Raw genomic sequence first — 25,413 nt, 5'->3', positions numbered from 1 at the left:
GTGCGCGCCGCGGTTCCCCTCCGCCATGCGGACCGGAGGGAAACCGCGGCCTGCCGTACGGACGGCCGGTCGGTTCAGATGCCGGTGACCCTGAGGACGACGCGGTAGTCGTAGTACGTCTTGTCGGTGCCGCTGATCGACTGCGAGGGGAGGTTCACCGCCTGGCCGACCTGCAGGGTGTTGCAGTCGGACCAGTCCGCGGTGGCGCTGCCCAGGTGGGTGCCGGACCCGACGGCCGGAGGCGTGACCTCACGCAGCTGGAAGGACGCGGAGTGGGACGCGTCCACGATCGTGGTCGGGTCTTCGAAGTCCGACCCGTAGTCGGTGTCGCCCGCTGTCATCGTCGAGTAGTTGGAGTTGACGCGCGGGAAGAGGTTGCCGTCCACGCGGAAGCGGAGTTCGTCCCGTCCGTCTTTCTCGTCGACGTTGCCGGCGTAGATGGAGTAGAGCTCCACGGTGCAGGCGGTCGCGGCGGTGACGGCGTGGGCCGGGCTGGACACCCCGGCGGGGACGAGGAGGCCGGCGGCCAGGCCGAGGCCGGTGACGAGTGTGCGAATACGCATGAGGATTCCCTCGGTTCTCGATGTGCTCGCGGCCTTCGCGAGCGGCATCAACGTAGGAAGGGCGCCGTCAGCCGATCGCTAGCCGATCGTGAGTGGCCAGGTCGCGGCGGCTTCGGGCGGTCGGCGCGCTGCGGCGACAACGTCGGGATCGGCGGTGTTCGGGCACAGCTGGCGCCGAAGACCACCGGCCGCTGAGGCGTCCGATAACCGCCAGGGTGGTGCTTCGCCTGCCTGTGATGCTGGGGGCATGAGTACGGCGAACGTGACCGGGAAGCAGACCGACGGCTCGCCTGGCGGGGACGAGCGGCAGGACGCCTGGGCGGTGATGGAGAAGTTCTACCGGGCCGAGGCCGCGTACGTGGCCGCGGGTGGGTTCGGCAAGGCCGGCTATGACGAGGTCGCCGCGTACCTGGACCCCGAGGTCGTCTTGTACCAGGCTCCCGGCCTGCCCTTCACGGGGACGGGGACGTGGCGAGGACGTGACGGGCTGCAGCGGTTCCTGGCCGCTTTCACCGAGCTCTGGACCTCCATGGAGTTCCTGGAGCAGGAACACTGGGGCGACAGGGACACGGTGGTGGTACGGAGCCGGGTACGGTTCCGCGCGCGTGCGACCGGTCAGGTCGTCGACACGCTGATCATGCAACTGATCCGGGTACGGGACGGGCGCATGCTCGAGTGCCGGCCGTTCTACTGGGATCCCGCAGCCATCGCGGCCGCGACCTCGCACCCTCAGAGCCCCGGAGCGGGCGGTTCCCGTCCGACGTGACGGGAGCCGCCGCGCGCGTGCCGTGCCGCTTCAGGGCGCTCGCTCACGCCTTGCTCCGGGCGGCCGCGCCCCAGCCGTGTTCCAGGAGGTCGAAGGCCCGGGTGATGGCCTCTCGGGGGTTGTCGTGGGCGTAGGCCGCACGGGGGGCTTCGAGGGCGAAGTGGGCCAGGGCCGCGCAGACGGGGTCGTCCGCGGCGAGGCCGCTCTCCTCGGCGATGGCCTTCGCGAGTGCGGCGGTGTGGCGCAGCCACATCTTCTGGGCATAGTCGCGCAGCGCGGGGGTGCCGGCCACCAGGTCGGCGAAGGCGGTGAAGGCTGTGTCGCCGTCGGCGACGGCCAGCCGGGTGGTCAGGGCGTGTTCGCGCAGCGCGGCGGGGATGGAATGGCCCGCGGGCCGCTCGCGGACGGCGGCGAGCAGGCGGGTCTCCTGGTCGGAGTCCTCGTCGAAGACGAGGGCCTCCTTGACCGGGAAGTGCTTGAACAGGGTGGTAGTGGACACGTCGGCGGCGTCCGCGATCTCGCGAATGCCGACCTCGTCGTATCCGCGCTCCAGGAACAGGCGCAGCGCGGCGTCGGCGATGGCCTGGCGGGTGGCGGCCTTCTTGCGCTCGCGGCGCCCCACCGGCGCGGGAGCGGGACCGGTCGTGGTGCTGGACATACCGCCACCCTACCCTCCCGGTTGACCGACTTCAAAAGTTGCACTGTTGCACTTATTGGCTCGGTGTGTTTTTCTTGAGCGGCGGTTCCCGGCACCGCCCGGCCGCCCTTGTCCTCGGCGAGGCCCCGCCATCCCCCTGACCCAGGCACCCCTTCAGCACTGCAGTCACCGCACTGCGCACCGCACGGACGGAGCACCACCATGAAGATCGCCATCGTCGGAGCCGGCCCCGGCGGCCTGATCTGCGCTCGCATCCTCCAGCGGCACGGCATCGCCGCCGTCGTCTACGAGCGCGACGCCGGCCCCGCCGCCCGCGACCAGGGCGGCACCCTCGACCTGCACGCCGCCAACGGCCAGATCGCCCTGCGCGAAGCCGGCCTCCTGGAGGAGTTCTTCGAACTGGCCAGGCCCGAGGGCCAGGAGATGCGCCAGGTGGACCCGGCGGGCACGATCCTCTTCCACCACGTCCCCGAGCAGGGCGAGCGGTTCAAACCGGAAATCGACCGCGGCCGGCTGCGTGACCTGCTGCTCGACTCGCTCCAGCCCGGCACCGTACGCTGGGGCCACGCCCTGCGGGCCGTCGGCGGTCCGGTTGAAGGCCCCCGGCAGCTGCATTTCACCGACGGCACCACCATCGAAGCCGACCTCGTCGTCGGCGCCGACGGCGCCTGGTCCACGGTCCGTCGCTCGGTCTCCGGGGCCACCCCCCGCTACACCGGCATCAGCTTCCTGGAAGCCTGGTTCCACGACGTCGAGACCCGGCACCCCGACATCGCCGAGCTCGTCGGCCAGGGCAGCGCCGCCGCGGCCGACGGCGACCGCGGCCTGTTCGCCCAGCGCAACGGCGGCGACCACATCCGCGTCTACATCATCCAGCGCGTCCCGGCCGACTGGATCACCGCCGCCGGTCTCACCCCTCGGGCCACCAACGGCATCCGCGCCCTCCTCCTGGAGCGCTACCGCGACTGGTCGCCCCGCCTGCGCCGGCTGATCACCGACAACGACGGCCCTTACGTCGACCGCCCGATCTTCGCCCTGCCGGTCCCGCACGCCTGGGAGCACGACCCCACGATGACCCTGCTCGGCGACGCCGCCCACCTCATGCCCCCGCTCGGCGTCGGCGTCAACCTCGCGATGCTGGACGCGTGCGAACTCGCCCTCGCCATCGTCCGCCACGACACCGTCGGCGAAGCCGTCCGCGCCTACGAGAAGACCATGCTTCCCCGCTCCACGGAGATGGCCCGGCTCCTCGACGGCGCCGCCGACGGGCTGCTGTCCACCGAGCTACCCGACTTCGCCGGCGCCGACGGCCGCTGACCGGCGAATATGCGACCGGGGCGATCCGGCCGTTCCGGAAGACGCCGCCGTTCACATCAGGTTCGCGCGGCGGTCCGTACGTTTCCGGCATGCGAAGATTGTCTGCGCGACTCACCATGGGCCTGTCGGCGGGACTGACCGTCGCCGCCCTGCTCACGACGGCGTGCGGCGCCGGGCCCGGCCGGGCGGTGCGTACGCCCGAGGCGCCCGCATGTGACCCCGCACTCGACCGCGCGTTCGGGGCATGGGCCGACGCCGGCTTCAGCGGGGCGGTCGCGATACTCAGGGACGGCGCCTTCGAGTGCCGCGCCGCGTACGGCATGGCCGACGCCGGCGCCCGCCGGCCGAACACGCCTGGCACGGTGTTCAGCATCGGCTCGGTGACGAAGACGGTTACCGCGGCCGCGATCCTCCGGCTCGCCGACGAGGGAAGGCTGTCGCTCGACGACCGGGTTGGCGCGATCCTGCCGCGGCTGCGCGGTCCGGTGGCCGACGCGACGGTCAGGCAGCTTCTGCTGCACACCAGCGGGCTCATCGGCACTCACGGCGGGGACTACGAGCCGCTGTCGGCGGGTGCGGCTCTGGCGGCGATCGGCAGGCTGAAGCTCGCCTTCCCGCCGGGTGCCGGGCACGCCTACTCCAACACCGGATACACCCTGCTGGGCCTCGTCGTCGAACGTCTGTCGGGCCGCGGATACCGGGACTACGTGAGCTCCACCGTCCTGCGGCTTCCCGGCGGGCGTGTGGCGGGCGGGTTCTGGGACGGGCGTCCGGCCGCGCCGGGCCCGAGAGCGGTCGGCTACCTCGACGACGGGGAGCCGGGACACCGGGGTGGCTTCGCCGGGCCGTACTGGGGTGTGGAGGGCAACGGCGGGCTGGCGATGACCATGCCCGACCTCGCGGAGTGGACGAATGCGCTGTTCACCGGCCGGGTGGTCACGCCCGCGTCGGCCGAACTCGCGGCCCGCCCGGGGCGGCCGCTGGGCGACGGCAGGTCGGAGACGCCCGGCTGGGTCGCCTTCGACCAGTCGCTCTACGGCGAGCGGTTCCTGAGCGCCGCCGGCGGCGGTGGCGACGTGGGCCACAACGCCGTCGTCGCCTGGGTCCCGGCCCAGCGGCGTGCGGTCGCCATCGCGTCGAACACCGCGAAGCTCCCGGCCGAGGCGCTGCTGCGGGCGGTGGGACCGGCGCTGCTGGCCGGACGGCCGTTGCCCGCGCCTTCCACCGCCACCCCGGCCGGTGACCTCACGGCTATGGTCGGGACGTACCGGCTTGAGAGGGGAGGCGGGTTCACGGTGTCCGCAGAACGGGACAGGCTCACCGTCTCCGCGACCGGAGCCGACGCGGTCCGCGCGCTGGCGCCGCCCGGCGCGGGCGTCACGGAGGCGGCACTGCGCGCGCACGACCAACGGGTGCTGACGCTGCTGAACGGCCAGACCCAGGAGGGCCGCAGGGAACGGGCCTCACTCGAAAAGGCCTTCGGCGCGGTGTCGGGCCTCACGCTCGCAGGCACGGTCACGAAGGGCGCCGACGTCCGCACGTACGTCACGCTCGTCACCGGCAAGGGGCCGGTCCTGGCCTGGTACGCCGTCAACGAGCAGGGCGGGGTGATGGCCGCCGAGGTTCCGGCGAAGCCGCCGGCACTGACGCTCGTGCCGTCGGGCGGCGCCGGCCGGTTCCGCCCGGACGATCCCACCGGATCCGGCCCCCGTGTGGAGGTCGCGTTCGAGGGCCGCCGCATGACCGTCACCAGCGGGCCGGGCGCCGTCACCGCCGAGCGGTCCGGCTGACCCGCCATGCGCGTTCTCCTCGTCGAAGACGACCCCGAGCTGTCGGAGTTGGTCGCGCTCGGCCTGCGCAACGAGTCGTACGCCGTGGACGTCGCGGCGACGTACCGCGAGGCCGAGGAGTCGCTGCGGGTCACCTCCTATGACGTGGCCTGCCTGGATCTGGGCCTGCCCGACGGCGACGGCCTGGACCTGCTGCGCCGGCTCGCCGGTGACGCGCATCTGTGCCGCCCCCGGCGCACGCTCGTACTCACGGCCCGCGACGCGGTCGGCGACCGCGTCGCGGGGCTGGACGCGGGCGCCGACGACTACCTGGTCAAGCCGTTCCACTTCGCCGAGCTGGTGGCCCGGCTGCGGGCGCTGGGCCGGCGCGGCGACCAGCACGGCTCGCTGCTGCGGGTGCGCGACCTCGAACTCGACCCGGTCACCCACCGGGCCCGGCGGGCGGGCGCCGAGCTGGAGCTGACGTCACGCGAGTTCGCCCTGCTCCGTTACTTCATGCACCACCCCGGCCGGGTGCTGTCGGCCGAGGACCTGCTGGAGCACGTGTGGGACGCCAACGCCAACCCCTTCACCACCTCGGTGCGGGTGATCCTCAGCCGGCTGCGCAGGAAGCTCGGCGACCCGCCCGTCATCACCACCGTCACCGCCGCCGGTTACCGGCTGGAGGGACCGTGACGCGGCCATGGCGCTCGCTGCGCGTCCGGCTGGCCGTGCTCGCCTTCCTGGGGTTCTACGTCCCGCCGCTGCTGCTGTTCGGAGTGGTCCTGGTGACCGACACGGAGACGACCGTGCAGGTGCTCAACGGGGTCGAACACGTGCGCGGCGCCTCGGCGCATCGCTCCCCGTGGGTCTCCTGGACCCTCCTCGCGCTCGCCCCGGCCGCCGCCGCGGCGGCCTGGTGGTGGGCGGGACGGGCCGTCGCCCCGATCAACCGGGTCCGCGCGGTGGCCGGGGACATCGGCGGCACCGATCTGGGCCGCCGGATCGGGCTCGACCACGGGCCGCTGGAGGTGGTGGCGCTGGCCGCCGAGTTCGACGCGATGCTGGACCGGCTCGCGGCGGCGGCGGCGATCCAGCGGCGGCTGCTGGAGGAGACGAGCCACGAGCTGCGCGGCCCGCTGTCGGTGCTGATGACCAACGCGGAGGTGCTGCTCGCCCACCCCCAGCCAACGTCGAAGATCTACCGCGACGGGCTGCGCCGCTCACGCGACGTCGCCCGGCGGTTGCAGGCCACCGTCGACGACCTGCTGACCGAGGCCCGCGGGCGCGCCCGTACGCTCGACCACCGGCCGGTCGACCTCATGGAGGTGGCGCGTGACGTGCTTCGGCACGCCGAGGTGCTGGCGGCAGGCAAGCGCATGACGCTGTCTCTGGAGGGCCCGCCGGAGGCCGTGTGCGCGGTCGACGAGGTCACGGTGACCCGCGCCGTCGCCAACCTCGTCGACAACGCCGTCCGCTACGGCCCGGAGGGGACGCCCGTGACCGTGGAGATCGCCGTCACGCGCGACCTGGCCGTGGTCACGGTCGCCGATCGGGGGGCGGGCATCCCGGAAGAGCAACGGGAGCGCGTGTTCGAGCGGTTCTGGCGCGGGCACCGCGATGTGCCCGGCACCGGCCTCGGCCTGCCCATCGCCCGGCAGATCGCCCGGGCCCACGGCGGCGACCTCACCGTCACGTCCGGGACCTCCGGCGCCCCGGGCTGCGTCTTCCGTCTCACGCTGCGCCGCCCGCGCGGGCCGGGCGCCGGGCTCACGGGCGCCGGGCTCACGGGCGCCGGGCTCACGGCCGGGGGAGGAAGGCGAGCAGGGCCTCGGTGAGGGCCTCAGGGGCTTCCTCCATCATGTGATGGCCGGTGTCGAGGGCGTGACCGGACAGGTCGGCGGCCCACGGCCGCCACACGCCGAGCACGTCGTGGTCGTACAGCTCCGCGAGGTCGTCCTCGGCGCCCCACAGGACCAGCAGGGGGCTCGTGATGCGCCGCCCGGCGGCCCGGTCGGCGTCGTCGGCGGCCCGGTCCACGCCCAGCCCGGCTCGGTAGTCCTCGCACATCGCGTGCCGCACCCGGGGATCGGCTATCGCCGCCGCCACGTCCGCGTGGTTCTCCCGGCCCATCCGGGCCGGGTCGAGCGTGTACCAGGCCTCCAGGTCGGCGGCGATCAGCCGCTCGGGCAGCGGCGCGGGCTGGCCCATGAAGAACCAGTGATACCAGGCCTGGGCGAACCGGGCGTCACACCGGGCCAGCGCCTCACCGATCGGTACGTCGCCGAGGATGACGACGTGGTCCACGCGGTGCGGATGGTCCAGCGCGAGGCGCTGGACGACGTAGCCGCCGCGGTCGTGGCCCACGGCGTGGAACCGCTCGTGGCCGAGCTTCCGCATCAGCGCGACCAGGTCGCCGGCCATGGCGCGCTTGCCCGCCTGGGAGTGGTCGGGCTCGTCGGGAGGCGCCGTGGACCGGCCATAGCCCCGCAGGTCGGGGCAGACGACGGTGAATCCGGCGGACGCGAGAGCGGGCGCGACCAGGTGCCAGGTGGTGTGGGTCCTCGGATGGCCGTGGACCAGCAGCACCGCAGGTCCCCGGCCTCCGTGCCGCACCCGGAGGCGCACGTCCCCGACCTCGACGTAGCTGAGTTCGAATCCGGCGAACATGGCAGGTGCCCCTGCCCGTGACGCCGCGGGGAAATCGCACGGCGACGTCACAGACGCCGGGTGCGGCTCCTCAAGGCCGGGGGACCACCTCGCGCTGCGGGTTCTCCAGCCACCGCGCCACGTCCAGCGGCCGCCGGTGGTGCTCGACCGGCTCCACCGGGTCGTCAGGGGGTGAGCCAGCGCAGGGGGTTGTCGTGCGTGATCAGGCGCAGGGTGCCGTCGTCCACGCCGGCCTCCCGCAGGGCCGGGAGGACCGACGAGAACAGCCGCCCGTAGCCCTGCCCGCCGTAGCCGGACAGGTGCTCCCGCAGGCGTACGCCGCTGCTCAGCAGGACGCGCTCGGCGTGCCCGGCGTCGAGGAGGGTGAGGACGTCCTCGGAGTCGTCCACGCTCACGTACGCGCCGGTCTCGGCGATCTTGCGCTGGGCCAGCGGGTCGCCGGTGCGGGCCGCGAGACGCCGGGCGGGAACGTTCTGCGAGAGCAGCAGTTCCAGCAGTTCCAGGCCGCCCGTCGCGACCGGGAGGTCGGTGCGCAGCGAGGCGCGGGCGGCGGCCGTGACGGCCCGCTCCTCGGCGGGGGTGGGCGCCTCGTCCCACGAGGCGGTGACGATGACCCCCGGCCGCGCGCCCGTCCCGTCCAGCCCGGCGCCGATCTCGTGCAGCAGATCGGCGGTCAGGTCCTCCACGCCGTACCGCGTGATGGCCTCACCCGCGAACGGCTGCGCGGCGAAGCCGGTGGCGGCCACGATCGGCACCCGTGAGGCCATCGAGATCCGGGCGAGCGCGGCGGGGTCGCGCGCCATGCCGATGCAGCTGTGCTCCACCACGAGGCCCAGCGCCTGCTCCCTGCCGAGGTGCTTGACCTCGGTCAGCACGTACCGCTCCTCGTCCAGCCACCGGTGGGGATCGGAGTCCACGCCGATCCCCCAGCGGGTGTCGGTGCGCAGATGCTCGTACGGGAGCACCGGCCCGTCGATCTCGGAGACGGGGACGGCGCCCGTGACGGTCTGGATTCGAGGGAAATATGCGCCGGACATGAACGGACATTAACCGATTTTTTGTCTAAACCGCTCCTGAATCACGTGATTCTTTACCTTGAGGGCATGGGCGGGGTCAGCTCATCGTCTTGCCGCCGTTGACGGCGAGCCGCTGACCGGTGACGAAGCGGGCACCGGGGGAGGCGAGGAACGCGACCGTCTCGGCGATGTCCACCGGCGCGCCCATGTGCCCCAGCGGGACGTCGCGCAGGTAGTCGGTGTAGTCCTCCGGGGGGACGTCCGCGTGGCGCTCCACCGGGATCCAGCCCGGCTCGACGGTGTTCACGGTGACCCCGTACGGCCCGAGCTCGCGGGCCCACGACCGGGTGAGCCCGTGCATCGCCGCCTTGGCCGAGACGTAGTGCCCGAACTCCGGGTTGCCGAGGTCGGCGACCTCGCTGCCCACGTTGACGATCCGCCCGGCCCCGGCCTCGCGCATGCCGGGCAGCACGGCCTGCAGGATCAGCAGCGGAGCCTTGACGAAGAAGCGGAGCTGGCCCAGGTGGTCCTCCCAGGTCTGCTTCTCCACCGGCATCAGCGGCTGCGGGCCGGTGGCGTTGTTGACGACCACGTCCACGTGCCCGATCGCGGCCACGCCCTCCCGTACGGACTCCTCGTCGGTGACGTCGAACCGGGCCAGGCCGGCCGAGCCGCCGGCGGCGGTGATGCGGTCGACGACGGCGGAGGCCCCGGCCGTGTCGTTGGCGTAGTTGACGGCGACGTGCCAGCCGTCCTTGGCGAGCCGTTCGGCGATGACGGCGCCCAGACCTCGTGAGGCGCCGGTGACCAGTGCGGTACCCATGACAAGCGTGCCTATCACAGATCGCGTGGGGCAGGATGGGGCGCATGGATGAGATCGCCGCACTGGTGGACCGGGCCGAGATCGTGGACGTCGTCACGGCCGTCTTCGACACCGTGGACGCCAAGAACTGGCCGGTGTGCCGGGAGCTGTTCGACGACGAGGTGGACGCCGACTTCACCAGCCTCAACGGCGGGGAGCCCGCGCGGATCAGCGCCGAGGCCCTCGTGGACGGCTGGCGGACCGGCCTGCACGCCCGCAAGCAGAGCTTCCACACCGTGAGCAACTTCGCCGTGACCGTGGACGGCGCCGAGGCGCACGTCACCACCAAGGGCTACGCCTACAACCTGCTCGACGCCGCGCTGGGCGGCGGCATGTTCGAGGTGTGGGGCGTCTACCGGCTCCGGCTGCTACGCCAGGCCGAGGGGTGGAAGGTGACGGCCTTCGCGTTCGACGCCCGGCACACCCGCGGCGACGAGGCGGTGCGCACCCACACGCTGGAGGACTAAGCGGTGATGGCCGGGGCCTCGGTGTGCAGGCGCCGCAGGACCCGGCGGAACGCCCAGACCGACCCGAGGAAGGCCAGGCCGGTGACCACGGCGACGGCGGCGGTGCGGATGATCAGGTAGTCGCCGATCGACTCGTGCAGCAGCAGCCAGATGCTCATGGCCGAGTTGACCAGGAGGACGAACGCCCACAGCAGGGTGATCCGGGCGAAGAAGGTGCGGACGCGCTCGTGCCGCAGCACGAACGACGGCAGGTGGATGTAGTCGAGCGTGAGCCGCTGGACCAGCGGGCGGCGCATCCGCACCGACGCCAGGAGCACCATGCTGATGCAGATCGTGCCGAGCTCCGGCTGGATGAAGTAGAGGACGGGACTGCCGGTCCACAGTCCGATCACGGTGCGGAAGGTGATCGCGATCGTCGCCATGATCATCGTCCCCGGCACGGGCTGACGCCGGACGAGCCGCCACAGGACGCCCAGGTAGACCCACGACACCGCGGCCATCAGCGCGCCGCGCAGGCCGAGCAGCGCGAGAGCCGCGTAGAAGACCACGAGGGGAGCCACCACGCCTTCGAGGAGCCGGGGCACCGCCTGCTTGATCAGCGCGGTGAGCCGTGGCAGTGCGAAAGGCGTGTGGTTCATGGCAACTCCAACGGGGCCGGCAGGGGGAGACCGACGCTGTAGTTGGGCAACGCGCCTACCCGGACATCGCGGGCGGAAACGCCCGAGGGAAGGCTCTTTGTCGGTGGCTCACGGTACCCGACGGCCGGCCCTGCGGGGCCCGAACGCGTGGGGCCGATCGCTGGCTCATAACGGTACGGCATGACCGGGCCCGGCCGGCGGGCTCGCGGAAACCCCTGGTCAGCGCTTTACCGGTGGCCGCGGGGCGCTTTCCCCGGCACGCGGAGGGCGCGGGTTACTTTGACGGCATGGACTCAGGTTTCGGCTACTTCGCAACGGATGATGCGGTTCGTCCGGATGCCTTGGCCAGGCTCGTCGAGCAGCGCGGCCACACGGCCCTGCTGTTCACCGAGCACACGCACATCCCGGTGCCGCCCGGCGGGAAGCCGCCACAGGACGAATGGGGTGGCGACCTGCCCCGGCGCTACTGGCACAGCTACGACCCGTTCGTCGCCTCGATGGCCGCGGGCGCGGCGACGACCCGGCTGCGCGTGGGAACGGGCATCTGCCTGGTGCCCGAGCACGAGCCCATCGGCCTGGCGAAGACGGTCGCGAGCGTGGACAACCTGACCGGCGGGCGGTTCGAGTTCGGCGTCGGCGCCGGATGGAACCGCGAGGAGCTGCGCCACCACGGCGTCGATCCCGCCCGCCGCTTCGCCGTCATGCGCGAGCGCGTCCGGGCGATGCAGGAGATCTGGACCCGTGACGAGGCCGAGTTCCACGGCGACTTCGTGTCCTTCGACCCGATCTGGTCATGGCCCAAACCGGCGCAGAAGCCGTACCCACCGATCCTCGTGGGCGGTGTCGGGCCGCGCGTCTTCGACCGCGTGCTCGCCTACGGGGACGCGTGGCTGCCCAACTACGGCGAGGGGATCCTCGAACGCGTTCCCGAGTTGTTCCGCCGGGCCGAGGAGGCGGGCAGGCAGGTCGAGGTCCTGATGCTGTCCGCGCCGGCCGACCCGGGCGCGCTGGAGCAGTGCGAGAAGGCAGGCGTGTCCCGGGTCATGGCCTGGCTGCCGTCGGCCGGATACGACCGTGTCCAGCGGGCGATGGACGCCTTCGAGGGCGCCCTCGCCGACCTGCACGGGGAGTAGAGGCCGATCAGCTCAGCGTCGCGGTGGCCAGCTTGGCGCCGAAACCGAGGAAGAGAGCGCCGACCCCCGAGGCTAGCCCGGCGGACAGCTTGCGGCGCCGCCGGAAGTGGCTCGCGAGGAACGTGCCGCCGAAGATGAGCGTGCTCAGGTAGGCCACGCTGAAGACCTGCACGATCAGCGCGAGGATCAGGAACGACAGCGCCGGCGCGCCGTACGACGGGTCCACGAACTGCACGAAGAACGCCACGAAGAACAGGATCGCCTTGGGGTTGAGCAGGCTGATCGTGAACGCCTTCCGGAAGGGGTCGGCCGCCGCCGGGACCGCCGCCTCCACGGCCTCCGCCGCCTCGGACGCCTCGGTGACCTGGCCCGCGGCCCCCGCCCGGGAGGCCCGAAGGGAGCGCCAGGCGCCGCGCAGCATGCCGAAGCCGATCCACGCCAGATAGACCGCGCCCGAGTACTTCACGATCGAGAACAGCACGGGCGTCGACTTCAGCAGCGACGCGACCCCGGCGGCCGACAGGATCATGAGGACCGAGTCGCCGGCGAAGACCCCGGCCGCCGCGCGGTACCCCTGCCGCACGCCGCGCTGGGCGGCGGTGGACAGTACGAACAGCGAGTTCGGCCCCGGGAGCAGGATGATCAGAAACGAGCCGACGACGTACGTCCAGATGTTGGTGATTCCGAAGAACAACCCTGCCTCCGTAAAGCGTGATAAGGCAGGGTATAGCTCTACACGGCCTGTGGTCACGGCAGGGTACAGGACCGGAGATTCCTATTGACCCTATGGGGAATAAGGGACAATCCTTGAGTCCATGACGCTGTGGAAGCCCGATCCGACCTTCTACCCCTCGCCCCGCGACGCCGCCGAGGCGCCGCCGGAGAAGCTGGCCTACGTGGCCGCCTTCGACCGGTCGGCCCAGCGGCCCGACGCGCTCGCGGTCCTCGACACCGATCCCGCGTCCCCGGCGTACGGGACCGTGGTCGGCTGGACCGACCTGCCGCACACGGGGGACGAGCTGCACCACTTCGGCTGGAACGCCTGCAGCAGCGCGCTGTGCCCCTACGCGCCGCACCCGCACGTCGAACGGCGCTACCTGATCGTGCCCGGCCTGCGGTCGTCGCGGATCTACGTGTACGACACCAAGGACCGGGTCAGCCCGGAGCTCGTGAAGGTCATCGAGCCCGAGGAGCTGGGCAAGCGGGCCGGCTACTCCCGCCCGCACACCGTCCACTGCGGCCCCGAGGGCCTGTACGTCAGCGCGCTCGGCGGGTACGGCGACGACGGGCCCGGCGGCATCGCCATCCTCGACCACAACTCCTTCGAGGTCCTGGGCCGGTGGGAGGTCGACCGCGGCCCGCAGTACCTCGCGTACGACTTCTGGTGGCACATCAACCACGACGTCCTGGTCACCTCCGAGTGGGGCACGCCGTCCATGGTCGAGGACGGGGTGGTCGGCGAGCTGCTGCTCGGCCGCAAGTACGGCCACAAGATCCACTTCTGGGACCTGCGCAAGCGCAGGCACGTCCAGGAGGTGGACCTCGGCGACCAGCACCAGATGACGCTGGAGCTGCGCCCCGCCCATGACCCGACCAAGACGTACGGCTTCGTCGGCGTCGTGACCAGCGTCGAGGACCTGTCGGCATCCGTGTGGGTGTGGCACAGGGACGGCTCCCGCTGGGCGGCGGAGAAGGTGATCACCATCCCGGCCGAGCCGGCCTCGCCGGACGACCTGCCCGACGTGCTCAAGCCGTTCGGCGCGGTGCCGCCGCTGGTCACCGACATCGACCTGTCGGTCGACGACCAGCGCCTGTACGTGTCGTGCTGGGGCACCGGCGAGCTCAAGCAGTACGACGTGTCCGACCCGTTCAAGCCGGTCGAGCTCGGCTCGGTCCGCCTCGGCGGCATCGTGCGGCGCGAGGCGCACCCGGCCGCGCCGGACGAGCGGCTCGCCGGCGGCCCGCAGATGGTCGAGGTGAGCCGCGACGGCCGCCGGGTCTACGTCACCAACTCGCTGTACGGGGCCTGGGACGACCAGTTCTATCCCGACGGCGTGGGCGCCTGGATGGCGAAAATCGACACCGAGTCGTTCACGCTGGACGAGCGGTTCTTCCCGCACGGCGACGACTTCCGCGGCCTGCGCCCGCACCAGACCCGGCTCCAGGGCGGCGACGCGTCCTCCGACTCCTACTGCTACCCGTGACCCTGACCGCCGTCATCCTGCTCGGCGCCTTTCACGGGATCAATCCCGCGATGGGCTGGCTGTTCGCCGTCGCGCGGGGGTTGCAGGAGCGCAGCCGCGACCTGCTGCTGCAGTCCCTGCCGGTCATCGCGCTGGGCCACCTCGTGTCGGTGGCCCTCGTGGTGGCCGTGGTGTCGGCGACCGGGTCGCTGGTGACGGCCACGGCCCTCGCGATCGGGGCGGGCGTCGTGCTCGTCGGGTTCGGCCTGTGGCACCTGCTCTCCCGGCGGCACTTCCGCTGGGTGGGCATGCGGCTGTCGCTGCCGCAACTGGCCGCGTGGTCGTTCCTGATGTCGTCGGTGCACGGTGCGGGCCTGATGCTGCTGCCCGTGCTGACCCGCATGCCGGCGAGCCATCACGGGCACGCCCTGTCGGGCGGCATGCTCGTCGCCGGCGTGCACACGCTCGCGATGTTCCTCACGGCGACCGTCCTCGCCGTCGTGGTGTACGAGTTCCTCGGCGTCGCCGTCCTGCGGCGGGCCTGGTTCAACCTCGACAGGATGTGGGCGTTCGCCCTGGTGGGGGCGGGTGTCTTCACCCTGGTCGGCGCCGTCTGAGGCGGCCGCCCGGCCTCCGTCGGGGAAGACGAGCGTGGCGAGGATCCGGACCGCGGTGGTCTTGCCCGCACCGTTCGGGCCGAGCACGCCGAGCACCGTGCCCGGCGGCGCGGCGAGGTCGACTCCCGCCAGCGCGGCCTTGTCGCCGTATCTCTCACGAGACCGTGGGCCTCAATCGCGTACGTCATGCTCCGACGTTCGCCGCCCGCGCCGGCACGGGATTGGCACAGGACTGGCACCAGGACTGGCACGACGCCGGCACGGGGCCGGCGGTCTCGCCACCGGGGGGCGGGGGTGAAACTTGCAGAGAAGGGCGGCACCATGGGTAACCGCAGGTGGTGCCGCTGGAACGCGCCCACCTGCGAAATGAGTCACGCATAATCCGGGCTTAAGACTCCGCTGCTTGTCGGCCCGGCGGCGACGTCACTACGCTCCCGCGGCATTCCTCTTCTCGCCTCCGTGCCTCGTCGCGGAGGCACGCACTGTTCGGAGCCCACCATGGGAGCGATCACGCGTGGCGCCTTCACCGTCGTGGTCCTGAGCGCCCTGCTGTCCTCGTTGTTCGTCGCCTGGTACGGCCCGGCCCGCGCCACCGAGACCGGCACGACGGCCGTCAGCCAGGCCAGGTCACGGGTTGTGCCACCGCGGGCCGCCCCCGCGCCGGTGCGGGCAGCGGTCGCCCCCGCGCAAGCGGGCATCGCGCAAGCAGGCACCGTACAAGCAGGCACGGCGCAAGCAGACACGGCGCAAGCAGACACGGCGCAAGCAGACACGGCGCAAGCAGACACGGCGCAAGCAGACACGGCGCAAGCAGGCACGGCGCAAGCAGGCAACGCGCACGCCGCAACCGCGCACGCCGTGACGGTGCAGAACGCCGTTCCCGTGCCGCAGGTGACGGTCACGGTGACCGTCACGCCGTCGCCGTCCCCCTCGCCGGGCCGCATCAGGGTCGGATATGTCGCGCAGCGCGGCGCGTACGGCGCCACGTCCACCGTGCGCGACCTCGAAACCGGCGGGCTGGCGGGCAGGCTGACCCACGTCCTCTACGCGTTCGCGAACATCGACCCCGCATCGCTGACCTGTCTCACCGGAGTCACCCGGCCGCTCGCGCCCGACCCGAACGACCCCGACCAGGGCGACGGCGCGGGGGACGCCTGGGCCGACTACCAGCGTGGCTTCACGGCCGCCGAGTCGCTGGACGGCGTGGCCGATCCTCCCGACGCCCCGCTCGCCGGGAACTTCAACCAGCTGAAGAAACTGAAGGCCCGCCACCGCGGTCTGAAGACGCTGATCTCGATCGGCGGCTGGACGTATTCCAAGTACTTCTCCGACGTAGCGCGGACCGCAGCCAGCCGGCAGAGGTTCGTCAAGTCGTGCCTCGACGCGTACATCAGGGGCGACCTGCCGGGAGCCGGCGGCAGGGGCGGACCGGGCAGCGCGGCCGGCGTCTTCGACGGCATCGACATCGACTGGGAGTGGCCCGGCGGCAAAGGGCACCTGGGCAACCACACCGGCGTCGACGACAGGCGGAACCTGACGGCCCTGCTGGCCGAGTTCCGCGCGCAACTCGACGCGCTCGGTGCGGCCACGGGCCGCCACTATCTGCTCACGGTCTACCTTCCCGCCGACCCGGACCGCATCGATGCCGGGTTCGAGCTGGAGAGGCTGGTCGGCCTCGTCGACTTCGTCAACGTGCAGCGGGACGGACGGCACGCCGTCCGCGAGGGCGCCGTCCTGCGCTGACCCGGCTTCACCCCGCGCCGTCCGTCCTACGCTGATCCGGCTTCACCCCGCGCCGTCCGTCCTGCGCTGATCCGGCTTCACAGCGCTGCCGTAGCCATCCCGCTTCGGCCCGCGCTGCCCTGCGCCGACCCACGCTGTCGTGGCCGTGGCAGGGGCGCCGCAGCTACCTCGCTTCGGCCCGCGCTGCCCCCCACCGGCCCGCGCGGCCCCGGTTCTGGCCCGCGCCGCCTCGGCCCGCGCTGCCCCTCCGCCGACCCGCGCTGCCGCGGCTCTACTTCCGCGCTGACTCGCTTCGCCACCGGCACCCGTCCACCGAGCACCCGTCCACCGAGCACCCGTCCACCGAGCGCCCATCCCCCGGACGCCCGCGCTCCCGACGCGCGGCGGCTGCGCTGAGCCCGGTGAAACCGCTGGTGAGCGTGCCGATGCGACATAACCGCCTTAACGGACAGCCAGTCGGCCCTTAACGCGCGCATAACACGTCGTCGCGTGCCGACCAGCGATGACAGGGTTCGTAAGGAACGCTGTCGAATTGGGTCTTGTGGACCGTCGACCGCGAAGCTACGATCCGTACAACTCTTAGGAAACTTTCCTAAAAGAGAACGACCTGGGAGCCGACGATGGCCCTTCCTCACCTTTAGCCTCTTCACGTCCGCGTCCCGTCACCAGACGCCCTTGAGTGCCGTACGGCCGGTGCCGTTCTGATCGGCCGCCTCCGTCAGGCGCCGGCCGTACGGATTCCATGACCTCCCCGTTCACCCCCCCGACAGAGGTTGTGTCCATGCAGATCAAGCACGTCTGGCGTGCGTTCGCCGCGATGGCCGCACTCGCGCTCGTTCTCGTCGCGCTGCCCGCCGAGGCCGCGACGGTCAAGGCCGTCTTCTCCACCGACTCCGACTGGGGATCCGGCTACCAGGGCCGCTACACCGTCACCAACACGGGGACCTCCGCGCTCTCCGGCTGGACGGTCGAGTTCGACCTCCCCGCCGGTTCGACGGCCGGGGCCTACTGGGACGCGCTGATGACGCGTTCCGGTGACCACTACACCTTCAGGAACCGCGAGTACAACGGCGGCCTGGCCCCCGGCGCCTCCGCGACGTTCGGGTGGGTGAACAGCGGGCCCGGCAAACCGGTGAACTGCCGTCTGAACGGCGGCCCGTGCGAGGGCGTCACGACCTCGCCGTCCCCGTCCCCGTCCCCGAGCGCGTCCCCCAGCACGTCTCCCAGCCCGCCGCCGCCCGCGCCCGGCGCCCTGCGCACCGCGCCGTACGTGGACATGGGCGCCTGGCCGACCCCGAGCCTGCCCGCGATGGCCACGGCGTCCGGCCTGAAGAGCTTCACTCTCGCGTTCGTCACGGCGTCGGGCTGCAAGGCGATGTGGTTCAACGCGTACGACCCGCGGCAGAAGTGGGCGAAGGACCAGATCGACGCGATCAGGGCCGGCGGCGGGGACGTCAAGGTGTCCTTCGGCGGCGCGACCGGCATCGAACTCGCCCAGGCGTGCACGGACGTGAACGCGCTGGTCTCCGAGTACGACGCCGTCGTCACCGCCTACGACCTGAAATACATCGACCTCGACATCGAGGGATCGGCGGCGGCCGAGCCCGCGTCCATCGCCCGCCGCTCCCAGGCGCTCGCCCGGCTGCAGCAGGCCCACCCCGACCTGAAGATCTCCCTCACCCTGCCCGTCCTGCCGAACGGCCTGACCGCCGACGGCCTCAACGTGGTGCGGTCCGCCCGCGACGCCGGGGTCAGGCTCGACGCCGTCAACGTCATGGCCATGGACTACTACCAGTCCGTCGACTACGGCGACGCGGCGGTCCAGGCGGCGAACAGCACCTTCGGCCAGCTCAAGAGCCTGTATCCCAGCCTGTCCGACGACCGGGTGTGGCGGATGGTCGGGGTCACGCCGATGCTCGGCCAGAACGACGACGGCCGGATCTACAACCAGGACGACGCCCGTCAGCTCGTCGCCTTCGCCAAGGACAGGCACCTCGGCCTGCTGGCCTTCTGGGAGACGACCCGCGACCGCAACGCCTGCACCGGCGCGCTCTACTCCTGCACCAACGTCCCCCAGTCGCCCTACGAGTTCTCCAAGATCTTCGCTTCGTACACGGGATGACGCACATGAAGAAGCTCATCGGCCTCGGCACGGCGGCGTCCGTCGCCTTCGCCGGCCTGCTCACGGCGACGTTCACCGGACCGGCCCGTGCCGCGAACATCGCCGCCAATCCTGGGTTCGAGTCGGGCCTGTCGGGCTGGACGTGCGCGTCCACCGCGCAGGCGGTGTCGAGTCCGGTCCACGGCGGGTCGAGGGCCCTGTCCGCCACCCCGGCCGGCAGTGACTACGCCCGATGCGAGCAGACGATCACCGTCAAGCCGTCCACGACGTACGCGCTGTCGGCGTGGGTGCGGGGAAACTACGTGTTCCTGGGCGCGACCGGCGCCGGCGTGAACGCCCAGACGTGGGCCTCGCCGGGAGCGTCCTGGTCGCAGTTGTCCACGTCGTTCACGACGGGGTCGTCCACCACGAGCGTGACGATCTATGTCAACGGCTGGTACGGCCAGGGCGCCTACTACGCCGACGACGTCGTCCTCGACGGCCCCGGCACCCCGGCGTCGCCGTCGCCCTCGCCGTCCCCCTCGCCCTCCATCAGCCCATCCCCATCCCCGTCTCCCTCCCCGTCGCCGTCGACCTCACCGAGCCCGCCGCCGAGTGGGAAGCGGCTCTTGGCGGGCTACCTGCACGCGTCGTTCGCCAACGGCTCCGGCTACGTCCGGATGGCCGACGTGCCCGCGGCATGGGACATCATCGACCTGGCCTTCGGCGAGCCGACCTCGCCCACCTCCGGCGACATCCGGTTCACCCGATGCCCGGTCACCGAGTGCCCGAACGTCGAGAGCGACGCCGAGTTCGCCGCGGCCATCCGCGCGAAGCAGGCGGCCGGCAAGAAGGTCCTGATCTCGATCGGCGGCCAGAACGGGATCGTGCAGCTCACCACCACCGCCGCCCGGGACAAGTTCGTCCAGTCGGTCGCCGCGATCATCGACAGGTACGGCCTGGACGGCCTCGACATCGACTTCGAGGGCCACTCGCTGTCGCTGAACCCCGGCGACACCGACTTCCGCAACCCGACCACCCCGGTGGTCGTGAACCTCATCTCCGCCATCCGGTCGCTCAAGGCCAGGTACGGCGCGAAGTTCACGCTCACCATGGCCCCCGAGACGTTCTTCGTCCAGCTCGGCTACCAGTTCTACGGCCCGGGCCGGAACGGCACTGCCGACGCCCGCTCCGGGGCGTACCTGCCCGTGATCCACGCACTGCGTGACGACCTCACGCTGCTGCACGTCCAGGACTACAACTCCGGGCCGATCATGGGCCTCGACAACCAGTACCACACGATGGGCGTGGCCGACTTCCACGTCGCCATGACCGACATGCTGCTCACCGGCTTCCCCGTGGCCGGGGGCGCGACCTTCCCGCCGCTGCGTCCCGACCAGGTCGCGATCGGCCTGCCCGCCGCGCCGTACGCCGGCAACGGCTACACCACGACGGCGGAGGTGCAGAGCGCCTTCGGCTGCCTGGCGAAGGGGACGGGCTGCGGCTCCTACCGGCCGCACGGCGTCTTCCCCGGCCTGCGCGGCCTCATGGCCTGGTCCGTCAACTGGGACAGGTACACGGGCTCCGAATTCTCCCGCTCCCACAGGGCGTATCTCGACGCCCTGAAGTGAACCCCCCACCCACCCCCCAACCACCATTGCGAGGAAGAATGCAGCTTCGCTTCGGTACGGGCCGGCACGCCAGGGCGCTGGTCGCCCTGCTGGCCTCCCTCCTCCTGGCCGTCGCCGGACTGGTCGCGGGAACGGCCGCCTCCGCTTCGGCCGCCCCGAACAGCGTGGTCATGCTGGCCTACCCGGCCTGGGCCCCGAACACCTGGTACGCCGTCGGCGCCCGGGTGACCTACAACGGCGCCGACTACGAGTGCATCCAGGCGCACACCTCCCTGACCGGCTGGGAGCCGCCGATCGTCCCGGCGCTGTGGAAGAAGGTCAGCGGCGACACCCCGTCGCAGAGCCCGTCGCCGACGCCGCCGTCCGGCGCGCCCGGCAAGCCGGGCAACCCCAACGTCACCGGCACCACGAACGCGTCGATCTCGCTGTCCTGGTCCGCGTCGAGCGGCACGGTGACCGGCTACCGCGTCTACGAGGGCACCTCGGTCAAGGCGACGGTCGGCGGCACCAGCGCCACGATCTCCGGCCTCGGCACCTGCACCACCCACACGTACACGGTCAAGGCGTACAACTCGAGCGGCGAGTCCGCGGCGAGCGGAGCGGTGACCGGCACGACGACGGGCTGCCCGCAGAGCGGTGGCAAGCTCCCCGGCGCGCCGTACCTGTACGAGGGCTGGGGCAACCCGCCGAACCCGGCCACGGTCATGAACGCCACGGGGGTCAAGCAGTTCACGATGGCCTTCATGCTCTCCGGCGGCGGCTGCACCCCGGCGTGGGACGGCTCCCGCCCGCTGTCCGGCAGCCCCGACGCCACCGCGATCTCACAGATCAAGGCCGCGGGCGGCAACGTCCAGATCTCCTTCGGCGGCTGGTCGGGCAACAAGCTCGGCCCCAACTGCTCCAGCTCGTCCGCCTTCGCCTCGGCCGTCCAGCAGGTCATCAACGCCTACAACCCGGCCGCGGTCGACTTCGACATCGAGAACAGCGACGAGTTCGAGAACGAGGCCGTCCAGGACCGCATCCTCGGCGGACTGAAGATCGTCAAGCAGAACAACCCGAACGTCAAGGTCGTCGTCACCTTCGGCACCAGCACGACCGGCCCGAGCTGGTGGGGCACGCGGCTGATCAACCAGTCGAAGGCGCTCGGCGTCAACATCGACAACTACACGATCATGCCGTTCGACTTCGGCGGCGGCGCGAACATGTACCAGAACACGGTCAACGCGTCCGAGGGCCTGAAGAACGCGCTCAAAGCGGCCTGGGGCTGGAGCGACGCCCAGGCGTACGCGCACATGGGCATCTCGGGCATGAACGGCCTGTCCGACCAGCAGGAGCTGACCTCGCTGTCCACCTGGACGCAGATCCGCGACTGGGCCAAGTCGAAGGGCCTGGGCCGGCTCGCCTTCTGGTCGGTCAACCGTGACCGCGGCTGCCCGGGCGGCGGCGTGGTGTCGAACTGCAGCGGCATCGCGCAGAACGACTGGGACTTCACCCGGGTCACCGCGGGCTTCTGACCCGCGTCGTACCGACGGTCAGAGGGATCCGGGCTCGGCCCGCCGGACCGGATCCCTCGCCGCCGCCGCGCGGCACCCGGGGCGCGTGTCGCTTCGAGCCGGGCGTCCATGAGCAGGCGGCCGGTCCGGCGGGGACGACCCCCCTACCCGCCGGACCGGTCGCCACCATGCGTCGGGGCGAGCAGGCCGATCAGCATTCCGACGATCACGGCCACGGCAAGGGTGACCCAAAGGCGAATTTTCATCGAAGTCTCCTGGATGTAACGCTCCGTGGTCACAATACCTCGAATCGTGACGGATCGCGACGGCGTGCTCACCGAATCCGGGATCGAGTCGCCTGTTGTGCCCTTCGTCAGGCAGTCTTGGCACCGTCATGGAATACGCGATCCCCACCAGCATCGTCCTCGTCGCCGGCGTCGCGCTCGCGCTCGTCGCCCAATGGAAGGGCTGGCGGCCCTCCCTGGCCGTCACGCTCACGCTCGGCATCGCCGTACGCGTGCTGATCATGGTCCTGTCGGCCAGGGACACCCAGTGGCAGCCGGTCGACTACGTCAACAGCTTCCAGCCCGCCGGCGTGGCGATCCTGGACCACCGCGATCCGGTGCTGGAGAGCAACGGCGGATGGCACTTCCTCCCGACGATCCCGTACATGTACGGGCTGCTGCTGTGGCTCGGCATCCCCTGGGAGTACGCCGGCCGCATCGTCACCGTCGTCGCCGACATCGTGCTGATCCCGCTGGTCGGCAAGCTGGCGGGGGGACGGACCGAGAGGCTGCGCGCCTTCCAGTACGCCTGCAATCCCCTCGCGATCCTCGTCGCCTCCGTGCACGGCCAGGTCGAGCCGGTCTCCCTGGTCTTCGGCGTCGCGGCGTACGTCGTGGCGCGCGGCCCGGGCGACTGGCGGCGGCCGGCGCCGCTGCCGTGGGCCAGTGTCCGGCTCGCGAACCGTGACCTGCCGCTGCCCTGGATCCCGCCGGGTGAGATCGTGCGGCGCATCGTGCGCCCGTCGGAGGAGGACCGCGCGGCGACGGGCCGCGCCGTGTGGGCGGGCCTGCTCATGGGGCTCGCGCTCTGCGCGAAGAGCTGGCCGGTGATCCTCGTGCCGGCCCTGCTCATGTTCCTGCCGGGGCTGCGCAGCCGCCTGGTCACGCTGGTCGCCACCGGCGTCTCGCCGGTGTTCTTCCTGCTGACGCTGCCCATCGGCGGCTGGACCGAATGGCGGCAACTGCCCGAGGTGCTCAACACCATCGGCCTGCGGCCCAGCGACGTCCGCCCGATCACGGGCGACTGGGGCTGGACCGCCCTGGTCAGCGGCGGCAACTGGAACCTCGACCCGACCCCGGCGAGGATCGGCCAGTACATGATCTACGCCGCGATCGTCGCCTGTCTCATCTGGTGGCGCAAGGCAGACCCCGTCGACGTCACGATCGCCATCCTGCTGTCCTTCATGATCTTCACGCCGCGTCTCGGCGCGCAGTACCTGCTGTGGTTCATGCCGTTCCTGGTCGCCCGGCCCACCCGTTGGGCCTGGCCCGCGATCCTCGGCAGCTCGCTGTGGGCGGCGATCGGATACATCGTGCTCACGCAGTTCCACGGGCCCAAGTGGGGTGAGCTGCACGCGCCCTGGGCGATCAGCTCGCTGGTGCTGTTCCCGCTGCTGATCGCGGCCATCCCGTGGCGGCGCAGGCACATGGAGACCGCAGCGGAGCCTCGCCCGGAGGAGAAGGAGACCGTTCCCGCCACCTGAGTCCGCGCCCCTTCCACCTCGTGGGAGGGGCCGCTCAGGTCACGATGAGGCGGACCATGTGACCGTGGCTCGCGAACCCGGGTGGGTCCCCGTCGAGCACTCCGGTCACGCACTCGAACACGCCCGGCGCGGCCTGCCGCACGAAGAAGACGCTCTCGGCGATCGCCGACAGCAGCCGTATCACGTCACGATGCACGTGGACACCCTCCCTGTCGCCGGCCAGCGACACCGTCACCTCGTAAACACCGTCGTCGAGCAGGCGTTCGCCGGTCAGCAGCCACTCCGGCCCGCATGCCCGGCGCAGGTGGGGGAGCAGGTGCGCCTCGGGCTGCTCCGTCACCCATCCGTCCCGTGCCATCGCATCCAGCAGGGCGGAGACCTGCGGCTCCATCGCCGAGGCGTCCGCGATCCCGGTGAACCGCTCGTCGTTGTCCCATCGCCGCATGCTCAGACCCTAAGCCGGAGCGCCGCGCGGCACCCCGCGAACCGTCCCGTGTCGCCCCGAGCCGGGACGGCGTCCGCTGCGCGGCCGATCACGCGCGGCCGGACTGTCTCACCGGGGCTCGGACTGCTCCGGCTGTGGGCCGGCGCCGGACGCCGGGGCGTGTTCCGGCAACCGTCCGGAGATGAGCGCGGCGGCCCAGGTGCTGTCCGGATCGCTGTCGACGAGCAGGGCTCGCACGAGCAGGCTCAGCGGAATCGCCAGCAGCGCGCCGAGCGGCCCGAGCACCCACGCCCAGACGATCAGTGAGAGGAACGTGACCGTGGTCGACAACCCCACGGCGTCACCCAGGAACTTCGGCTGGATGAACGACTGGATCACCACGTTGATCGCCATGTAGGCCACGATCACCAGCAGCATGGTCTTGGGCCCGCCCTCCAGCAGCCCGAGCAGCGCGGGCGGGATGAGGCCCAGGATGAAGCCGATGTTGGGGATGTAGTTCGTGATGAGGGCGAGCACTCCCCACAGCAAGGGGAGCGGCACGCCCAGCACGTACAGCGCGGTGATGTCCAGGACCGAGCAGACGAGGCCGAAGACGGTCGAGACGATCAGGTAGCGGCGGGTCTTGTACGTGAAGGTCTTGAGAGCGCGGGCGAGCGCGGGCCGTTCGGCCGAGGCGGCGTCCACGATCCGGGCGAACACGGGGGCGTCGAGGCTCATGGCCAGCAGCAGCACGACGATCAGGAACAGGCTCGACAGCACTCCCAGCATGCTGCTCAGCACGCTCTGGGCGACGCCGATGAACTTGCCGGGATCGAGCGAAGACAGCGCCTTGTTGAGCTGTTCGCTGCCGTAGCCGAGGCCTGCCGCCCAGTGCTGGAGGTCGGCCACCATCGCGTTGAACTGGTCTGCGTACGTGGGGGCCAGGATGGCGAGCTGCGCGGCGGCCAGACTGAGGATCGCGACCATGCCGAGCAGGACCAGGAGCACCACGGCGAGAGGGACGGCGACCTGCAGCCACACCGGAGCCTTGCGCCGGGCCAACCAGCCGCGCACCGGGGAGACGGCGATGACGAGGGTCAGAGCCAGGACGACCGGGCCGACGATGGAGCCCACCGCCTGGACACCGGCGAGAGTGATCACCGCGGCGGCGGTGCCGGCCAGCACGATCAGGGCGCGAGGGAACCCCTGTCGAATCACGTCCCGTTCCTACCCCTTCTTTTTGGCAAGGCTGCGCAAGGTGGATCAAGTCCTAGCACGTCCGGCCCTCTACCCCAGTGCGCGTGCGCGACTCGTGACGGGAATGAAGCCCGGGGTCGATGCCGTTGGAGCGTACGCACTCGCACGGAACTTCCATCTTGTTGATGACCTGCGGGAATAGGTCTCCGGGCCGGTGCGTTGGAGCTTAGCCGGGCCAAGCTGTCGGCAGGCCCTGGTAATCTTGTGGTGTCGGCGCGGTTCGGCGCACTCCTCTTCGATCGCTTCGGTGGTTGTGTTGGCTGTGCGCGGGCTGGTCGTCGGTGTCCTTCTCTCTTCTTGGGTGTCTGGGTCGGTGGTTTTGCGCCGGGCTGGGGGT

23 protein-coding genes and 1 pseudogene are annotated in these 25,413 nt (G+C 71.4%); 14 read left to right on the top strand and 10 right to left on the bottom strand.

Going from position 1 to position 25,413, the window contains the following annotated elements:
• Positions 1-74: 74 nt before the first annotated feature.
• Positions 75-563: a hypothetical protein gene (locus ACWEQG_RS37465; protein WP_452292209.1), complete on the bottom strand. Its 489-nt coding sequence runs from the start codon at positions 561-563 to the stop codon at positions 75-77.
• A 247-nt stretch (positions 564-810) separates the two neighbouring features.
• On the opposite strand from ACWEQG_RS37465, the gene ACWEQG_RS37460 reads away from it, so the two are divergent.
• A complete protein-coding gene (locus ACWEQG_RS37460) occupies positions 811-1,329 on the top strand; it encodes a nuclear transport factor 2 family protein (protein ID WP_452292207.1) in 519 nt (172 codons plus the stop codon).
• 43 nt (positions 1,330-1,372) lie between these two features.
• On the opposite strand, the gene ACWEQG_RS37455 is transcribed toward ACWEQG_RS37460, so the two are convergent.
• On the bottom strand, positions 1,373-1,987 hold the full coding sequence (locus ACWEQG_RS37455) for a TetR/AcrR family transcriptional regulator (protein ID WP_452292205.1): 615 nt from the start codon (positions 1,985-1,987) through the stop codon (positions 1,373-1,375).
• Positions 1,988-2,188: 201 nt separating this feature from the next.
• Here ACWEQG_RS37455 and ACWEQG_RS37450 point away from each other — a divergent pair, with 201 nt between their 5' ends.
• From ACWEQG_RS37450 to ACWEQG_RS37435, 4 genes are all read left to right on the top strand, one after another.
• On the top strand, positions 2,189-3,304 hold the full coding sequence (locus ACWEQG_RS37450; protein ID WP_452292204.1) for an FAD-dependent oxidoreductase: 1,116 nt from the start codon (positions 2,189-2,191) through the stop codon (positions 3,302-3,304).
• Positions 3,305-3,393: 89 nt separating this feature from the next.
• Positions 3,394-5,094 (top strand): serine hydrolase, encoded by a 1,701-nt coding sequence (locus ACWEQG_RS37445; RefSeq protein WP_452292202.1) that lies wholly within the window; start codon positions 3,394-3,396, stop codon positions 5,092-5,094.
• 6 nt (positions 5,095-5,100) lie between these two features.
• Positions 5,101-5,769, top strand: coding sequence for a response regulator transcription factor (locus ACWEQG_RS37440; RefSeq protein ID WP_452292200.1), 669 nt, complete (start codon positions 5,101-5,103; stop codon positions 5,767-5,769).
• A complete protein-coding gene (locus ACWEQG_RS37435) occupies positions 5,766-6,911 on the top strand; it encodes a sensor histidine kinase (protein ID WP_452292198.1) in 1,146 nt (381 codons plus the stop codon). The genes ACWEQG_RS37440 and ACWEQG_RS37435 overlap by 4 nt, the downstream gene beginning before the upstream one ends.
• Here ACWEQG_RS37435 and ACWEQG_RS37430 read toward each other — a convergent pair.
• The 3 genes from ACWEQG_RS37430 to ACWEQG_RS37420 form a co-directional block, all read right to left on the bottom strand.
• Complete coding sequence (locus ACWEQG_RS37430; protein ID WP_452292196.1) at positions 6,874-7,743, bottom strand: alpha/beta fold hydrolase; 870 nt, start codon at positions 7,741-7,743, stop codon at positions 6,874-6,876. The genes ACWEQG_RS37435 and ACWEQG_RS37430 overlap by 38 nt on opposite strands.
• Before the next feature lie 164 nt (positions 7,744-7,907).
• A complete protein-coding gene (locus ACWEQG_RS37425) occupies positions 7,908-8,780 on the bottom strand; it encodes a phosphotriesterase family protein (RefSeq protein WP_363473037.1) in 873 nt (290 codons plus the stop codon).
• Between the two features lie 76 nt (positions 8,781-8,856).
• Positions 8,857-9,582 carry an SDR family oxidoreductase gene (locus tag ACWEQG_RS37420; RefSeq protein ID WP_452292194.1) on the bottom strand — a complete coding sequence of 242 codons (726 nt, stop codon included), beginning with the start codon at positions 9,580-9,582 and terminating at the stop codon, positions 8,857-8,859.
• 44 nt (positions 9,583-9,626) lie between these two features.
• On the opposite strand from ACWEQG_RS37420, the gene ACWEQG_RS37415 reads away from it, so the two are divergent.
• Positions 9,627-10,088, top strand: coding sequence for a nuclear transport factor 2 family protein (locus tag ACWEQG_RS37415; RefSeq protein ID WP_363473033.1), 462 nt, complete (start codon positions 9,627-9,629; stop codon positions 10,086-10,088).
• On the opposite strand, the gene ACWEQG_RS37410 is transcribed toward ACWEQG_RS37415, so the two are convergent.
• Positions 10,085-10,726 (bottom strand): VC0807 family protein, encoded by a 642-nt coding sequence (locus ACWEQG_RS37410; RefSeq protein ID WP_452292192.1) that lies wholly within the window; start codon positions 10,724-10,726, stop codon positions 10,085-10,087. The genes ACWEQG_RS37415 and ACWEQG_RS37410 overlap by 4 nt on opposite strands.
• A 341-nt stretch (positions 10,727-11,067) precedes the next feature.
• Between ACWEQG_RS37410 and ACWEQG_RS37405 the strand changes: the two genes are divergently transcribed.
• Complete coding sequence (locus ACWEQG_RS37405; RefSeq protein ID WP_452292190.1) at positions 11,068-11,859, top strand: LLM class F420-dependent oxidoreductase; 792 nt, start codon at positions 11,068-11,070, stop codon at positions 11,857-11,859.
• A 7-nt stretch (positions 11,860-11,866) separates the two neighbouring features.
• On the opposite strand, the gene leuE is transcribed toward ACWEQG_RS37405, so the two are convergent.
• Complete coding sequence (leuE, locus tag ACWEQG_RS37400; RefSeq protein WP_452292189.1) at positions 11,867-12,553, bottom strand: leucine efflux protein LeuE; 687 nt, start codon at positions 12,551-12,553, stop codon at positions 11,867-11,869.
• Between the two features lie 121 nt (positions 12,554-12,674).
• Between leuE and ACWEQG_RS37395 the strand changes: the two genes are divergently transcribed.
• Positions 12,675-14,063: a selenium-binding protein SBP56-related protein gene (locus ACWEQG_RS37395; RefSeq protein WP_169981894.1), complete on the top strand. Its 1,389-nt coding sequence runs from the start codon at positions 12,675-12,677 to the stop codon at positions 14,061-14,063.
• Positions 14,060-14,659 (top strand): hypothetical protein, encoded by a 600-nt coding sequence (locus ACWEQG_RS37390; RefSeq protein WP_452292187.1) that lies wholly within the window; start codon positions 14,060-14,062, stop codon positions 14,657-14,659. The genes ACWEQG_RS37395 and ACWEQG_RS37390 overlap by 4 nt, the downstream gene beginning before the upstream one ends.
• A 3-nt stretch (positions 14,660-14,662) precedes the next feature.
• Here the strand turns inward: ACWEQG_RS37390 and ACWEQG_RS37385 are convergent.
• Positions 14,663-14,847, bottom strand: a pseudogene (locus ACWEQG_RS37385) (ATP-binding cassette domain-containing protein); the annotation flags it as partial.
• Positions 14,848-15,157: 310 nt separating this feature from the next.
• On the opposite strand from ACWEQG_RS37385, the gene ACWEQG_RS37380 reads away from it, so the two are divergent.
• The 5 genes from ACWEQG_RS37380 (at position 15,158) to ACWEQG_RS37360 (ending at position 23,395) form a co-directional block, all read left to right on the top strand.
• Positions 15,158-16,402: a glycoside hydrolase family 18 protein gene (locus ACWEQG_RS37380; RefSeq protein ID WP_452292185.1), complete on the top strand. Its 1,245-nt coding sequence runs from the start codon at positions 15,158-15,160 to the stop codon at positions 16,400-16,402.
• Positions 16,403-17,183: 781 nt separating this feature from the next.
• Positions 17,184-18,524: a cellulose binding domain-containing protein gene (locus ACWEQG_RS37375; protein ID WP_452292183.1), complete on the top strand. Its 1,341-nt coding sequence runs from the start codon at positions 17,184-17,186 to the stop codon at positions 18,522-18,524.
• Positions 18,525-18,529: 5 nt separating this feature from the next.
• Positions 18,530-20,134 carry a chitinase gene (locus ACWEQG_RS37370; RefSeq protein WP_452292181.1) on the top strand — a complete coding sequence of 535 codons (1,605 nt, stop codon included), beginning with the start codon at positions 18,530-18,532 and terminating at the stop codon, positions 20,132-20,134.
• 38 nt (positions 20,135-20,172) lie between these two features.
• The gene (locus ACWEQG_RS37365) at positions 20,173-21,648 is read left to right on the top strand and encodes a carbohydrate-binding protein (protein ID WP_452292179.1); all 1,476 of its coding nucleotides are present in this window, start codon (positions 20,173-20,175) and stop codon (positions 21,646-21,648) included.
• A gap of 373 nt (positions 21,649-22,021) precedes the next feature.
• Entirely contained in the window at positions 22,022-23,395 is a 1,374-nt protein-coding gene (locus tag ACWEQG_RS37360) for a hypothetical protein (RefSeq protein WP_452292177.1), read from the top strand.
• A gap of 34 nt (positions 23,396-23,429) precedes the next feature.
• On the opposite strand, the gene ACWEQG_RS37355 is transcribed toward ACWEQG_RS37360, so the two are convergent.
• Both ACWEQG_RS37355 and ACWEQG_RS37350 read right to left on the bottom strand, forming a co-directional pair.
• A complete protein-coding gene (locus ACWEQG_RS37355) occupies positions 23,430-23,840 on the bottom strand; it encodes a hypothetical protein (protein WP_346229829.1) in 411 nt (136 codons plus the stop codon).
• 108 nt (positions 23,841-23,948) lie between these two features.
• Positions 23,949-25,037 carry an AI-2E family transporter gene (locus ACWEQG_RS37350; RefSeq protein ID WP_452292175.1) on the bottom strand — a complete coding sequence of 363 codons (1,089 nt, stop codon included), beginning with the start codon at positions 25,035-25,037 and terminating at the stop codon, positions 23,949-23,951.
• Between the last annotated feature and the right edge of the window lie 376 nt (positions 25,038-25,413).

The organism is Microbispora sp. NPDC004025 (assembly GCF_053604425.1).
Note: the sequence above shows the minus strand (reverse complement) of the source record. Positions and strands in the feature narration are given on the sequence as shown.